This window comes from Chitinophaga sp. CCNWYY40, from assembly GCF_037483205.1.
Classification (GTDB): Bacteria; Bacteroidota; Bacteroidia; order Chitinophagales; family Chitinophagaceae; genus Chitinophaga; species Chitinophaga ginsengisegetis.
In genome coordinates, this window is the sequence record NZ_JBBHLF010000003.1 from 926313 (window position 1) to 941789 (window position 15477).

Here is a 15477-nt window from a genome sequence, read left to right on the forward strand (position 1 = left end):
TTATCCTTCTAAAATCACCATTGCAACAGCGGCACTTTTTTCATGGGACAATGATACCCATATTTTCCGGATGCCTGCTGATGCGTATCTGTCTGCACCGTTTCCTATTAAAAATAATTGCGGTTTCCCGGCTTCATCATTGCGGATCTCTATTTCGTCGAAGTTCACACCGCCATTGCCCCAGCCGGTACCCAATGCCTTCAGCAGGGCTTCCTTTGCAGCGAAACGGGCAGCATAACTTTCCGCCGGCATCGCCTGGTTTTCACAATAGCTGATTTCAAAAGGAGTAAACACCAGGTTCCGGAATCCATCTCCCTTCGCCAGCTTTGCCGCGATGCGTGGCACTTCTACGATATCTGTTCCGATACCAATGATCATAGTGGTTAGCTTTTTAGTTTAGCATTACACAGTGCCAGCTGCTTGCGGATATGATCTTCCTCGCCTTTGGTGGCAATCACTTTTGTTAACGCCGTTTCGTAATAAGACTTCGCCTTTGCATATGCTTTCTGCTTATATTCATAATCACCTGCCAGCACGTAGGTGTGATAATAAGCCGGGTTAGAAGCAATCAATGCACGGATATCCACTGCCTGCCCTTCTTTCAGCTGATCTCTCAGCTTGCGGTAGGTTTCAAAGGCAAGATAATCTTTTGACAGCAGGAAACTATCTGCCGCTATATTCTGTGCGCTGTCGTATACTTCATGATCAGTAGTAAGACCATGCATGCTGAAAATCTTATTCAGATCGTAAGCCACAAACTGCCCCAGCTGATAAGGTGCGGTAGATACCCATACCATCCCTTTCTTAGGCTCAAACACAATGGAGTGGTGCGCAATCAGCTGGTTAATGGCTTTCTCATTACCCATCCCGATATCCGCATTGTGTAAACCTCCGCGGTCGCGCAGGATATCCACTGTTTTCTGAACAGTATTGGGTCCCTTCTCTTTCATCAGTTCTGTAAGCCTTTCATAGCGATATTCGGAGGCGCTTTCTTTTATCTGTAATTTATTAGACGCCAGGCTGCCCAGCGAATCGCCCTGGAAGTGATTGGTGCAGGTGATAAAGTTTTTACCGGAACTGTACATATCCATGCCTTCCGGTGTCTTTTCGATGAGCACCGCTTTATTATCTTCTGCAGAACCTACCAGGAAAGACTCTGAAACAAACATCTTACGCTTCCGCGCAATTTCCCATGCTTCGTTGATATTTTTTGCATACTGCAGTATTTCCCGCGCCACCAGTGATACCGGGGTAGCGGCAGCGGTAGGTACGCTGGTTTTGGCAGCATTGATGGTTACGGTAAGTCCTTTGTCGTTCATGCCGGAAACCACGCCGGTAAAGCCGCCCCAGGTTACAAACATAAAGTTGTGGCCTTTCTCAGGACGGTAGAATACCACCATCTTCTCTTCTGCAAAGGCATCGCCCATGTAAAAATCGAAGTTGCGGCCAATGATCAGGTTACTGTCGGCCGACTGATCATTCCACGTACCAAATGACGTACAACCCACCAGCATCATGCCCTGCAGAGCATGTCCAATGTCGTGCGCAGCATGATAGTTCATCAACCGGGCATAGTTGGTACCAATATAGTCGTAGTTGGGAGAAGCAGAAAAAGACTCTCCATAAATTTCTTCCTTAAACTCTTCCGGCACATGATCCGCCAGATCGCGGTTAAACCAGCCGATAAAATATTTCAGGAAATGCAGGTAGAAAGTAGAAGGCACCATTTTGCTGAACTGCGCCACAAATACATCTTCCTGGCGACGGATCAGCTCTCCGGAAAGCTTACCATTGATCACCCCTCTTTCAAAAGGAGCGCCCTCCACATACATTTCATACAATCCACTGTTGCTTTTACGGAACCAGTTGTTGCCCAGTGTATACGCGGTACTGTCCAGCTTGGTGCGCTGCAGCTGCAACGCCCGCTGGTCGGCTATTACCGGCGGCGGCATTTTACTTACCGATACCAGGTAAATGGCCAGCCCGATAAAAAGCAATACGAAAAAGCCGATGATGTATAGTAGTATGCGTCCAAGTCTTCTCCAGCCGCTGCGTTTCTTATTTTTCACTTCAAGTATATATTGACTGATTAATTTCATCTAACAGGAAATCCATTCCCAGCAACTCCGCCGAGGTGATCACACTGCTGATGGTTACCCCTAAAATTCCATGCAAGTTCAGGTTTTGACCGGTAAGATACAAATTGGATAGTTTGGTACGGGCCGAAACCATTGTCCGTAAAGGATCTGCACTATCTTTTGCAATGCCGTACATGCTGCCGTCGCCGGTACCGATATAATCCCGGTATGATAACGGTGTAGCCACATAGGAAGTATGGATACAATCCCGGAAACCGGGAAACTGCTTTTCCACACAATCAATAAGCAGGTTGGCCTTTTTCTCCTTAAATGCTTCATAATCCGCTCCCCTGCTGCCGGTTTGTAACACCGTATTAAAAGTATGTTGCCATTGCTTTACCTCATCATACCGCATGTAGGTCATGATGGATAAACTATCTGCCCAGGTTTCATGCCGGGAGCTGGCCGATACGTACATGGCATAGGTTTGCGGCCATTCTTCTTCTTTATAATCAATACCTGCCCAGGCATTACCTGTAGCATGGTAGTAATGATTGTAGTTAAGATATCTAAAGGTACCCGGTTTCAAAGCTACGTTCAGTACAAAGGCGCCTATTGAATTTTCCAATCCCTGCATGCGGCTGCGGTAAGCGCTGCGCAATACATCACTGTGGGTAATCGCCATCGTTTGCGCAGGATGCAGGTTAGAAATATAATGCGTAGCCTGTACTTTGCTGCCATCCTGCAATACAATATGATCCACCTTATCGCCGTCGCCATTGATAGCGGTAACAGCCATGTTACGGATCACTTCTCCACCGTTCTCCCGGATCTGGCGGCATAGCAGCTTTCCTATCTGGGAGCCGCCATCCACACACTTCCAGGAGCTTTTCATATAGCTGTTTAACACCAATGCATGTACGTAAAAAGGCGTTTTCTCCGCTACGCCTGCATACAAAAGATTGTTGCCGGCCAGTACCTGTTGCAGTTTTTCATTGCTGGTAATGCTGCGCAAATAGTCGGCAGTATTCAGTTGCAACACCGATCGCTTTTCTTCATAATCACCGGTACGAAGATTATACAGCGGGAACTTGCTGCATACTTCCGTGATCTTATTGCAATAGGCGCGTAACGCCGCCTCTTCTTCAGGAAAATCCTCCAGCAGCGTACGGATGAAGTTCTCTTCTCCCTGCGCTATCCGGTACACTTTATCATCCCCGGCAAAACTGATATGATCGAAACCATCCATATCCATACGTTTCAGCCGGAGCTTATCATAAATGCCGAGGTATTTAAATACTTTGTAAAGGTTTTCACCAGGCGCCAGTCCGCCGATATAATGCACACCAGAATCAAAAATAACTTTATCACGTGACCATGTTTGCAGGCAACCGCCTGTTTGCCGGTTCTTTTCGTATATGCATACACGATACCCATGCCGGCTGAGGATAGCTCCACATACCAAACCGCCTAGGCCGCTGCCTATAATGATGACATCATAGTGGTGCATAATTTTCCTGGGGAAGTTTTTTGATCACAAATATTACATTAGAGGTGTACCGGGTATTGTCTATTTCCTCCGCTACTGCACCATATTTGTGAACAAGACTACGTACATGTGCAGCTGAGAAAAACGACAATGGCTGATCCTTCGTTTTATTAAACCCAATTACTTTTGTAGACATAAACTCTGTGAACTTCGTCCCCTCGTGCCTTTTGGCCATGTCGCTGTCGCCATCGCGGATCACAATCACACCATCCGGCGCGAGCCGTGCTATACATTGCTGCAGCAGCATCTCCTGCTCATCTGCAGGCAGGTAGTGCAACACATCACTCAATATAAAAGCATCATACTCGTTAAAAGGAGTAGCGGAAATATCACCATGAATAAACTGCAGCTGTTCCGGCTTATTATAACAGTAAGCCGCAGTGGCTATCTTATCTTCATCGTAATCAATACCAGTGATGGTTCTACCCGGCGCCGTCCAGGTAAGCATGTAGTCCATGAACCCATAGCCACAGCCAATATCCAGTATGCGTCCTTCTTTAGGTAATAACTCATGAAACAGCTGGTAATTGTTTTCCATCTTTGTTTTCACACGCATATACCATTCCAGCACCGGTCCTTTGTAGATATAATTATATTTCAGCTGCTCCCGGAAATATTTTGGCACTTCCGTTTCCGCGCGTAATATTTCATATTGTTGTTTAAAATACCGGCTGATAGATTTCGTACGTGCGCTGTAGTTATCTCCCCACGACTTATCCTCAGGTGTAATACGGGGCAGGTACTTTACGGTTACTGTACCATCCTTCAACAGGAAATCTCCTTTACTCATCGTATAGGCGGTACCGTGAATCACCATCGGCAAAATATCCAGACCCAATTGTTCTGCAATATAAAAAGCGCCTTTATGAAAACGCTTGATAGCCGGGTCGGGCGAGCGGGTGCCTTCCGGGTACACTACAATAGAATACCCTGCCGCTACCCTGTCTCTCAGCTTTTCAATAGCGCCCTCTGCACCGTCCGCAACAGGATAGTAATCCGCCAGGCGAACTACGGAGCCAAACACCGGTGAACGCCACACCCATTGATTGGTAAGCAATATCACCTTCGGGTGAAGCATGGTGGACACTAATATATCGAGGAAAGACTGATGATTACTGATAATCACCGCCGGCTTTTCCAGTTGCTCATTGGAAGGATTAATGATGCGCTTCTTCACATTACGCATAATATACAATACGCTATGTGTATATGCAGAAAGTATGCGGTGATACAACACCTTTCCTTTTTCTTTATTGAATGGGTTCCAGCGGATCAGCACTGTACCGATAGCAGTTAAAAGGAAGCTGCCCATCGCAAAATAAGTAAAGGAAAATACAGAGAGCGTCCATCCTTTGAAAGTCCACGGTGCAAAGCCTTTCCGCACACGGCCGGTGATCAGCCAGTTAAACAGGAAAGGGATCATTACCTGCGAAATCAACACCACGGTACCAATACCGATAATAGAAATCAGCGCAATAGATTTCAGTGAAGGGTGCTGTGCAAAGATGAGCACACCCAGCCCAAGAATAGTAGTGATGGCCGACAGGAAAATGGATGACTTGAAAGAAGAAAGGGTTTTCTTCCCGGTCCTGTATTCCTGTAACAGTCCATCCATCATAAAGATGCTGTAATCATCTCCCAAACCAAAAATAAAAGTAGAGAGGATGATATTTACAATATTGAACTTAATCCCGAAAAGCCCCATGATACCTAATATCCACACCCAGCTGACAGCCATCGGGATAAAGGTGATGAGCGCCAGTTCAATACGGCCATACGATAATAACAATGCAAAAAACACCAGCAGAGAAGTCATCCATGCAATGCTGTTAAACTCATCTTTCACCACTTCTACCAGTCGGTTAGCTGCATATTGTTTATCCAGCACCGTTGTATTCGGTATGTTCTCCAACGCATCGTACACTGCCTGTTTGTGGGCCGGATCTACTTTCAGTAAGGTTACCACGGAGGTAGTACCGTTCTTTTCTATTATAAAATCCCCGAGGTTACCGCCGCGCAGTACCTGCAAAGCACTGGGATCGAGCGGCTGAAAATTTTTATTGATCAACTGGTCAAAAGGATCAAAAGCCGCTTTACTAAAGCCCAGTGTGCTTCCTTCACTACGCAGATATTGTAGCAATTGCTGCTTCCTGTCTGCGGTCCAGTAATGATTCCAGCGGTTAATACGTGCCTCCTGTTCCTTATTGGATAACAGTAACGCCTGTACGCCGGCATACTTTTTCACGATACCTTTTTCCTGCAACTGCTGAATAACCGGCAGCAGCTTTTCGCCGCTTTCCAGCGCTCCTTCCAGATTGCGGCCGTCAGACACTACATACACCGATTGCGCCACGTAGGAATTTACGCTGTTCAACTGTGCTTCCGCAGCTTTTAATTGCGGTGTCATGTAGTTCATGCGCATCATATCACTTTCAAAGGATACGTTGCGTGCAGTATAGAAAAACACGATGGTAAGCAGGAAAATAGCGCCTACCAGGTACTTGTTTTTCTCCGGCCGGTAAGCAGATAATTTGTCGAGCCAGTTATCATGATGAGTGACTGCTTTCACCGGTTGCCGGCCCATTACAATCCAGTGTGGCAGGAAGATCAGCGAAAATAAGGCAGCGCCCACCAGGCTGAGTGCAGCAAATAGTCCCACGTCTTTCAGCATAGGAGAATGCACAAACTGCAAACACAGAAACCCGCCGATAGTAGTAAAACTACCGAGCGTCATGGGTGTGGCCAGGTCGTTGATCACTTCGCGGATATTCTGCGAGTGACGGTAATGATTAAATACATGCAGCGAATAATTCACCGCAATACCAAGCACTACAGCGCCCGCGCCCATGGCCATTACGGAGATGTGTCCTTTAATAACGTATATCCATGCCAGTGAAAACAATCCGCCGAAAATCACGGGCAGCATCACCAGCACCGGGGCTCTTTTCTTTTTAAAGAACAGGGCAATCAGTACTACCAGTAATACTACCGTAATGCCTTGCGTTAAAAAAGTATCCTGTCTTAACTGGGTGGCATTACCCACGGAAACAGCAGTACCACCGAAGTAAGAGGCGGCGATGCCGGGGTATTGCTGATCAAGACTATCCTTTATTTTATCAAGTCCTTTCAGGAACTGTGCATTAATTTTTGTGGCACCCGGCGGGTTTGCCGGCGTGATAAAGATCATCAGGTGTTTATGATCTTTAGTGATGATGTAGTTATCATACAGTTCAAACTGATCATCATACTGCAGGTGTTGCAGCTTCTTTACACCTATCCAGGAAATGCCTACCGGATCGGCCTGGATCATTTTTTTCAGTACCAGTCCTGCGGGTGATATCAGCGTATTATAATCGTATTGTAATGATTGCTGTAGTTGCTGAGGTGCCAGTAAGCTATCGATTTTCGCGTAATCATTTTTTTCCAGGAAGATGGGCAGGTGTTGTTGTATCACCTGCATCAATCCCATGATCATGGCGTCGTCTGTTTGCGACTGAATCTGCCTGATATAGGGCGATAGCTGTGCGCCCGCCCTGGTGGACAGTTCTGCGGCGTAGGCCGTTAAACTATCAGGCTGGGCTTCCTGCGTAGTATCTTTTTGGGAGATGGTAACAATCAGCTTATCCGCAAACCTGGAATCCTGGAACACCTGTTGCAGCTTATCCAGTTTCTTATCCTGCGGCAATATTTTGGTAATATCTTCTTCCAGTTTTATTTGTGCAGCAAAATATCCAACCAGCAAAAAACTGGCAATGGTGCAACACCACAGCCATGCTTTACGCTGCTCAAAAAAATTATAGATCGCTACAAAAAGATTACCCATTTCTTCTTTCTTTTCTAAAAATTGTCAGTATTGCCCAACTCACTATCCAGGCCAGCAATCCACCCAATACTGCCAGTGTAATGCTGCCAAATACATATTGCAACAGGTTATCCCTGATGGTATCGAAGTTGATGCCATTGGAAAATACCAGGTCTTTGGCGGTTTGCCCCATCCATACGCGCCCTGCCAGGAAACTGGCAAAGATCACAAATGGTGTAAGCGGCGGGGTACTGATATGTGCAAAAAGCAGCACCAATGCCTTATTCAGCCTGAATTTTATAGACAACAGGATAGATACCAATAGCTGGAATCCCCAGATAGGTATGATCCCCATAAAAATACCAAAGCCAATGGAAGCTGCTTTCCTGATATTGGATTCGTCAGACTTCAGCACTTCTTCTTTCCACATTTTTTTCCAGTTCTCTTTTTTTAAAAGAAAACGGACCAGGTCGCGGGGTTTGATATACAAAAAAGTGACGAGTACCAGTATGGTGTTCAGTACTGTGATGCGCGAAACATCCCTTACCGGTCTGAAATGAGACACCCGTTCTTCCGGTGGCGGGTAGTATACACGCACTGGTGTCCAGTCGACCTTAATACCTTTCCATGCACTGCGCACCAATACCTCTATTTCAAATTCATATTTGGTGCAGAAGTAGTGCATTCTCCCCATGCGTTGCAGGGGATACAGGCGGTAGCCGGATTGTGTATCAGGTCCTTTCAATCCGGTGGTTACCTGGAACCAGAAGTTAGATACTTTGTTGGCAGAAGTACTTTTGCCCGGCATATTCTCCTGGTGCAGGTTACGGGCGCCTATGATCAGTGCGCCCGGCTGTTCTTCAATCTGCTGTAACATAGTGGGCAGATCGGTGGCAAAATGCTGGCCGTCGGCATCCATTGTGATTACATAGTCGTAGCCCTGCTCCAGCGCATAGGAAAATCCACGGCGAAGCGCCACGCCTTTTCCACGGTTAGGGCTATACGAAACTAATTGCAGGGAAGGGAACTGTTCCAGTACCGCCGCTGTTTCATCTGTCGCACCGTCGTTTACCACAATCACATGACTGGTATAAGTAAGCGCGTCAGTCAATACAGCGCTCAGCGTACCGGCGTTGTTGTACGTAGGAATGAGCACCGCTGCGCGGTGGCGTTCAAAGTGTTCGTTATGTGTAGGTTGGCTGGTCACTTAGTTGAATATACCCTGGAACTTCATAAATGTTTTATCGTCGCGCTTCAGTGTTGCATTCACTTTCCATCCTCCTTCCTCTTCTTTGTAGGTCAGCGTAACATCCACCAGTGGCTGTTTTACCGGGTCTATCATGTTCAGGAATTTCATCTGGTTTGCTTTTTTCAGCATCACCTTTCTGTCCAGCGCGCTTTCCAGCACTTCCGTAATGGTTTGCATCATGCATACACCCGGTACTACAGGCTGTTCCGGGAAATGCCCCTGAAATATGGGATGTGTCGCATTCAGTTCGATGGTGGTGGCCACCTGTCCGGGTTCCTGGGATTGCGCTGTAACGGTATAAAAATTTCCTGCTAACATTGGACTGTGTGATTATGTAATTAAAGGTGACGTTTTTACTTTTCTACTTTCTGCAATGAAATATTGAATTTGAAATGCTCATGACGGATGTTGATTGTATCCGGCACGCCGTTGTTATAATGCTGCATCCATACGGTGACAGCCGGTTTGCGGCGCGACGACTTTTCTATCCGCACCAGTTTCGTACAGGTGGTATCCGTGATATAATAGTTGTTACCTTTTTCCGTAGGCACTACTATATAACGGTAATGGCTATCCGCAGCCATATGCGCTGCCTGCAGATCGGGCCGCAGCAGCACCAATGCAAAATCCTGCTGTAACGTTTTCACCACTGCCTTCTTGTCCATTTTAGCCATCAGGTAGTGTTTGGTAAAATTCCCCTGCTTATCAAATTCAAAATCAAAGAACTTAAATCCCATCTCGTTGGCAAATACCACGCGGATACTGCTATCCGGCATCTGCTTGAAAAACAGGAGTCCGCTCAGGTGATGCTTCAGAATATCAACCTGCGTGCTATATAGCGTAGACGTGAACTGCGGGCTGAACTGCCTGATACAATTTACATCGCCGCTCACAGGCTGTAATCCTTTGTACACCGACCGGCAACCTGCCATCAGCATCACTATTCCCAACAAACTACTTAGCAGAAAATACCGCATCCGGGATATTTGTGTTCAATTGTTTATGTAAAAAACTGATGGTGGTATCATCGCCTGATAATTCCGCCATTGTAATTTTTGATACAGAATAGTCCTGTTTATCTACCAGCAGCACAATAGTTTGAAAATATTCTTTCATTACCTTGTTTACCGGCGTAAGCTCCAGGCGGTAATACTGGGCATTTTCAGCGGCTTTGGTAGAAAAATCAGCGTTATCCAGCACGGTTCCCCTTACACAATCCACCGTAATTTTATTGATCTGTTCAAACAGTTTATTATTCTTCCCCGACACTTTATTCTCTTTCTGCGCGTCCTTGATACGGATATCTTTCCCGTTAATCACCAGCAGGTAATAAGAAGGCTGGAGGTATTCCATTCTTACTTTATTATCTTTCTTAAACCAGAACTTCCCTTTAGACACAATTTTATCAGACAACATGCTCAGGTTCTTTTCCTGTACAAAATCGCACTGAATGCTTTGCGTACTCTGAGCGGCCTTTGCAAACTGCTGCTTCAGCGGCGTCATATCTCCTACCGGCTTAAATCCGGACTGGGCCTGTATTTGCAGGCTCACTACACAACCAATCAATATTAACAGCCATTTACACATATGCTCTAACGTTTAACATTTTATCAATTCTTTCCAGGCGGTATCCCTTTTCACGGATCGCATGGATCAGCTGTGGCAGTATATCTGCGGTTATCTTACAGGTATCATGCAGTAAAATAACGGCCCCTGGTTTCAGCTGCTGCATAATCCGGTGCAGTAATGCTGTTTCATCCTTTGCCACTGTATCCAGTGAGCGTATGTTCCAGCCTACCGGCAGATAATTACCTGCTTTTACTGCCCTTGCCAGGTTCGGATTGGTGACGCCGTAAGGTGGGCGGAACAGGCGCGGATGCAGGCCCGTAGCGTCTACCGTGAGCGCATCCATTTCCTGCATATCCTTCAGCATGTTACCGGATAACTTCATATCAAACCAGAAGTGGTGTGAATAAGTATGATTACCTATGATATGCCCTTCTTCGTATATCCGTTTCAGTAAGCGCTCATTCCCCCTGATATTCTTCCCGATACAAAAAAAAGCAGCAGGCACCTGTTCCCTGTGCAGGATGTCCAGTATCTGTGGCGTAAAAGCCTCCTGTGGCCCGTCATCAAAAGAAAGCGCCACTACCTTTTCTGTAGTATTGGCCTCACAGAACGCCTTTAAAAAAAAGCCCGATTCAATATTCATCGCCCCGTAAACAGTTACCGGGAGAAAAATAAGCAAAGGCACACCGTACCACCAGAAGGAAATACCATACGCCATTACTTTATCCAGGAACAAAAGTACCAGGAGACTAATAGTGGCAATGATATTTACAACCCTGTTGTTTAGCATGCAGTGAGTAATACCAGCGAATGATGTGTTCCCTGGTGGTGATTATAGATTAATACTTTTTTTATCTTCTCCGGCGCCTTACCAAAAAACACCGCCGCTTCCGGCACTTCCTGTTGCGCTATGATGGCGTTGGCCATCCATACGCCGAAAGACGCCGCTGTAGGATATTCCCCGCAGAGGTGTTTAAAGCTGGCTTCCGCATGTTCAGGAAATAAGGCGTCGGCTACTTCTTCATAAATTTCATCCTGGTCAATATCTCCATTCCTGCCGGTAACAATCAGATCAATATCCGCAGGCGTGCAATTATTATCTTCCAGGAATTTCATGATGTGCCCGATCACTTCTCCTTCCCAAAGCGGTTTGTACAAGGTACTTACACCGGATAGCTCGGCTACGGCACCTGGTTGTTTGGTAATCCCCAATGTAAAAAAAGCAGCGCCTTCACCGGCAATAGTGCCGCGGGAAGGGCTGTTCAGCAGTTCCATCGTTTTTACCGGCGTCTTTTTATAGAGGCCGAAACGCGACAGCAACTGGTGGCTGTGATTCGTAATTTCATCCACTCCGCCGGCGAGAATGTGTTGTGCCGAGCCTTCTTTCAATATCATAATAGCGTCCAGCAGGGCGTTTTCAAAAGAAAAGCCGCGGTGAACGAAGGTGTTGTTATATCCGTTGCAACCCAATAGCAGGGCAATCTGACCGGCTACGGTATTGTGTGTACTTTGTATAAAGGCAGTAGGTGTAAGCATTTCCTCCTGCTGGTTCACCATTTTGGTGAGGAACACGCCCGTGTCGTCCAGGCAGCCATAAGCAGTGCCGGTAATGATCGCATCCGGAGCGGTAATGCCGGCTGCTTCCAGGCTTAAATTCGCCGCCCCTACTCCCATTTTCACCACCCGGCTCATCCTGCGGATCTGTTTCACATCAATCCATTGTTTGTAATCGGGGTCTACTGTGGCCAGGCGCACCTGTTCGTATTCCCTGGGAGTAGCCAGCAAAGGGCCTCCCTGCGCAGTTTCCTGCGGAGAAATACAACCGGTGCCATTTATATAGATCTGCATAATTTATAGCTGTTAACTGGCCCTTGAAAATAACAGGCTGGAACAATTGCCGCCAAAACCGAATGAGTTGGACATTACATGTTGCAGATCATGACCTGCAGAAAAGGCGGTAACGGGTGCAAATGGTAATTCCTTCATCTGGTGCTCGAAACGCGCATTCGGGTAAATAATTCCTTCCTTTACTGCCAGCGCCGAAAATACGGCTTCGATGCCACCGCTGGCGCCCAGCGTATGACCGGTAAAGGATTTGGTAGAACTCATCGCCGGGAAATGCGGTGCAAAGAGCCGGTTTATAGCGATTCCTTCCGATACATCATTATTCTGTGTACCGGTGCCGTGTAAATTAATATAACCAATTTGTTGTGGTTGCAGTCCGCCCATATCCAGCGCGCCTTTCATGGCCAGGTAATTACCAGTGCCATCCGGCGAAGACGCTGTTTGATGAAAGGCATCATTAGCATTGGCAAAGCCGCTGAGGCGGCACCAGGGCTGCAGGCGGGCGGCCAGGCTGTCGGATACCAGCACCACGTAACCCGCGCCTTCGCCGAGGTTAAGCCCGGTACGGGTATCGTCAAAAGGCCGGCAGGGCTGCTGATCAAGAATCATGAGGGTATTGAACCCGTTGAGCGTAAAGCGGGTCAGCGCATCTGTACCGCCGGCAATCACTACATCCACAATGTTATTGCGGATCAGCCGGGAGCCATACATCAATGCGTTGGCGCCGGAAGAACAGGCCGTGCTGATAGTAGAAATGTGATGACGCACGCCGAGACTGTCGGCTACCAGTTCGGTGATGCTGCCGCATTCGTGATGAACCAGGTTCTGTAACCGGCCACCACGCGGATCAGAGAGGTACTCCGCGAAAAAATCCTCGGTTTTATCCATCCCGCCTACGGTATTGCCGGAAACAAATCCTACCCGGTATTGGGAGATATCCCCCAACCCGCTGGACTGCCACGCCTCGCGGGCGGCAATCATGCTGAGCAGGGCCGTACGGCTGATATTTTCCGGCATCCGCGCCATATCGGCGAGGGTGGCGTTATCTGCCTTTACTTCTGCTACCGGAAAGGTAGTGCGATGAACAGAAGACAGGTGCTGCATGGCTTCCATACCGGGTTTCATGTCCCGGAACGATTGTATACAGGCAGGTACATCCAGCCCGATACCGCTGATCACTCCACCGCCCGCTATCCACACCTTTTCACTCATGCCTTTACGGTTTGATTTTCGGTAATATACACCGCCATCGTGCGTACCGAGTGGAAGATCTTCGGTCCTTCTTCAGGATTGGCAATGCGGATATTGTAGTGCTGTTGCAGCAATACAATCAATTCCAGCGCATCGATAGAATCGAGCCCAAGCCCTTCCTTTGTAAACAACGGCTGATCGTTGCCAATGCTGTCCGGTGCTACTTCCTGCAAGTTCAATTGTTCTATGATCTGCGCTTTCAGATCCGCCATCAACTTTTCCACTGTAGTTTGATTAAAGTTATTAACTGTTTTTTTGTTGATACAACGATGACAAAGCCGCCTCTGTTAAAGGGATGGCATTGTTCCGCTGTTTATTTTCCACGAGGAATAATACGGCCTCGTATTGTTGTTCCATTACTTCTACCCACCCGCAAATACAAGCCTGCAAAGGCGTTTCTGCCAGCAGCTGCGCCGGATAGGTGCTCATTAAAGTTGTATCAAAAACATCTGATACAAAAAAAGTATTCTCTCCTTTAAAACCATGCCGGATGGAGATCTCTCCCATCACGATATTGGGCAGGGTATACACAAACAACGCCGGACTGGCAAAGTCCTTTACAGTAGCGTAGTACCGCAAATCTGTATCCAGGCTGCTGCTCCGGTTGGATAATACCATGCCTGTTTGTTCCGGTGACAATAAATGTATGTCGGTGTCCTTCAGCAATACTTCCGCTGCCAGCCAGCCCAGCTTGCTGAGGGCGTCCATTTTATGGAATTTAGGATACTGACCGGAAAAACGGTCGTATCCTGCCCGCAAAAACTCCGGTAATTCCAGTGCGGAATCCGCCTCCCACAACAAAGAGCCATTTAAATAAACCCTGTTTTGCCGTATGATGCAACTCCCCGTAATATATGTCGATCCGCTATTCAATCTCCGGGTTGCTTTTTAATTTTTCTGTTAATTCAATAGTCCTGACCAAACGTTTCAAGGCCGTATCATGATTTTTCACAAAAGGATTATTCATATCCCACACATAACCAGCCAGTACAGAACAAATTTGTCCTTTTATCAGCGGATCAGCATCTTTCTTAAAGAAAATAGTATCGAGGGTGCCTTCGTACCAGGCCATCACATAGGAACGGAATGTATTCACGCCCTGCATGGTAGGCTCCATATACTCTTTCTCCCAATCTACCGCCTCACCTTTCAGTTTCCGGATCACCAGTTTTGCCGCTGTTTGCGAGGAAACACAGGCCAAAGTTACGCCAGAAGAGAAAATCGGGTCCAGAAATTCTGTCACGTTACCGGTCAGCACAAATCCATCTCCATAAAATTTATCCGTGGTAGCAGACCACGACTGTAAAATACGTGGTTCAAATACCAGTTCCACATCCCGGAAACGCTCCCTGGTATAGGGTTCTGCCTCCAGCAGGGCGCGGTATTTCTCTTCATCGGTACCCGGATATTCCTCAAAAAATTCCGGATCTCCCACAAAACCCAGGGAAGTAACCCCGGTAGCGAAAGGAATGATCCAGATCCATACGCCCTTTTTATGTACCACTGCGGTAATGCGGTTAGGCTCGTCGGCCATAGAACGGCGCACATCCACGGTATGGGCAAATAACGCCTTGCGGGGTTGCAGGTTGGAGTTTTTCTCCAGGTTGAATAATTTGGGAATCACCCGGCCGTAGCCGCTGCCGTCTACTATGAAGCGGGCTGCAATCTGCGACTGCTGCCCATCTTTATCTTCTACCGTTGTAATGGAATCAGACCCGTTAAAACGTATATCCGTTACAGTTGTTTCATAAGCTACCGGTACACCCATGCTCTCTACGGTGTCGGCCAGCGTTTTATCAAAATCAGCGCGCGTTACCTGCCAGGTCCAGGTCCAGCCTGGTGTGAATTGCTCCTGGAAAGTAAAATCGCAGAGCGCGTCTCCTTTTACAAACTTTGCCCCATACTTCTGCTGAAATCCCTTTGCTTTAATGGCGTCAATAAACCCTGCTTCTTCCAGGGCTTCCATGCTGCGGGGCAACAGGCTTTCACCGATCACAAAACGGGGGAATTTCTGTTTCTCCACCACTTTTACATTGTACCCTGCCTGATGAATGATAGACGCCGCTACTGTTCCTGCCGGACCCGCTCCTATTACCAGTACATCAACTTGCTCAGTTTTCATAAGTGACGATTT

At 47.2% G+C, this 15477-nt stretch carries 14 protein-coding genes; all 14 read right to left on the reverse strand.

Features of this window, described 5'->3' with window-relative positions; all coding sequences use genetic code 11:
- The 14 genes from V7S65_RS14205 to V7S65_RS14270 all read right to left on the reverse strand — a co-directional run bounded on the left by V7S65_RS14205 (window position 1) and on the right by V7S65_RS14270 (window position 15465).
- Window positions 1-378 (reverse strand): holo-ACP synthase, encoded by a 378-nt coding sequence (locus tag V7S65_RS14205; protein WP_079470522.1) that lies wholly within the window; start codon window positions 376-378, stop codon window positions 1-3.
- Between the two features lie 5 nt (window positions 379-383).
- Entirely contained in the window at window positions 384-2069 is a 1686-nt protein-coding gene (locus tag V7S65_RS14210; RefSeq protein ID WP_336386724.1) for a C45 family peptidase, read from the reverse strand.
- A gap of 1 nt (window position 2070) precedes the next feature.
- Entirely contained in the window at window positions 2071-3588 is a 1518-nt protein-coding gene (locus V7S65_RS14215; RefSeq protein WP_336386723.1) for a phytoene desaturase family protein, read from the reverse strand.
- Window positions 3575-7450, reverse strand: a complete 3876-nt coding sequence (locus tag V7S65_RS14220) for a 1-acyl-sn-glycerol-3-phosphate acyltransferase (RefSeq protein WP_336386722.1) — start codon at window positions 7448-7450, stop codon at window positions 3575-3577. Before V7S65_RS14220 ends, V7S65_RS14215 begins: the two co-directional genes overlap by 14 nt.
- The gene (locus V7S65_RS14225; protein ID WP_111577751.1) at window positions 7443-8636 is read right to left on the reverse strand and encodes a DUF2062 domain-containing protein; all 1194 of its coding nucleotides are present in this window, start codon (window positions 8634-8636) and stop codon (window positions 7443-7445) included. Before V7S65_RS14225 ends, V7S65_RS14220 begins: the two co-directional genes overlap by 8 nt.
- Window positions 8637-8996 (reverse strand): 3-hydroxyacyl-ACP dehydratase, encoded by a 360-nt coding sequence (locus tag V7S65_RS14230; RefSeq protein ID WP_336386721.1) that lies wholly within the window; start codon window positions 8994-8996, stop codon window positions 8637-8639.
- A gap of 35 nt (window positions 8997-9031) precedes the next feature.
- Window positions 9032-9655 carry a hypothetical protein gene (locus V7S65_RS14235; protein ID WP_336386720.1) on the reverse strand — a complete coding sequence of 208 codons (624 nt, stop codon included), beginning with the start codon at window positions 9653-9655 and terminating at the stop codon, window positions 9032-9034.
- The gene (locus V7S65_RS14240) at window positions 9633-10265 is read right to left on the reverse strand and encodes an outer membrane lipoprotein carrier protein LolA (RefSeq protein ID WP_336386719.1); all 633 of its coding nucleotides are present in this window, start codon (window positions 10263-10265) and stop codon (window positions 9633-9635) included. The genes V7S65_RS14235 and V7S65_RS14240 overlap by 23 nt, the downstream gene beginning before the upstream one ends.
- The gene (locus V7S65_RS14245; RefSeq protein WP_079470530.1) at window positions 10258-11037 is read right to left on the reverse strand and encodes a polysaccharide deacetylase family protein; all 780 of its coding nucleotides are present in this window, start codon (window positions 11035-11037) and stop codon (window positions 10258-10260) included. The genes V7S65_RS14240 and V7S65_RS14245 overlap by 8 nt, the downstream gene beginning before the upstream one ends.
- Window positions 11031-12095: a beta-ketoacyl synthase N-terminal-like domain-containing protein gene (locus tag V7S65_RS14250; RefSeq protein WP_336386718.1), complete on the reverse strand. Its 1065-nt coding sequence runs from the start codon at window positions 12093-12095 to the stop codon at window positions 11031-11033. The genes V7S65_RS14245 and V7S65_RS14250 overlap by 7 nt, the downstream gene beginning before the upstream one ends.
- Window positions 12096-12107: 12 nt before the next feature.
- On the reverse strand, window positions 12108-13304 hold the full coding sequence (locus tag V7S65_RS14255) for a beta-ketoacyl-[acyl-carrier-protein] synthase family protein (RefSeq protein ID WP_336386717.1): 1197 nt from the start codon (window positions 13302-13304) through the stop codon (window positions 12108-12110).
- Window positions 13301-13567, reverse strand: a complete 267-nt coding sequence (locus V7S65_RS14260; RefSeq protein ID WP_079470532.1) for a phosphopantetheine-binding protein — start codon at window positions 13565-13567, stop codon at window positions 13301-13303. Before V7S65_RS14260 ends, V7S65_RS14255 begins: the two co-directional genes overlap by 4 nt.
- 19 nt (window positions 13568-13586) lie before the next feature.
- Window positions 13587-14141, reverse strand: coding sequence for a hypothetical protein (locus V7S65_RS14265; RefSeq protein WP_079470533.1), 555 nt, complete (start codon window positions 14139-14141; stop codon window positions 13587-13589).
- A gap of 67 nt (window positions 14142-14208) precedes the next feature.
- On the reverse strand, window positions 14209-15465 hold the full coding sequence (locus V7S65_RS14270) for an NAD(P)/FAD-dependent oxidoreductase (RefSeq protein ID WP_079470534.1): 1257 nt from the start codon (window positions 15463-15465) through the stop codon (window positions 14209-14211).
- Between the last annotated feature and the right edge of the window lie 12 nt (window positions 15466-15477).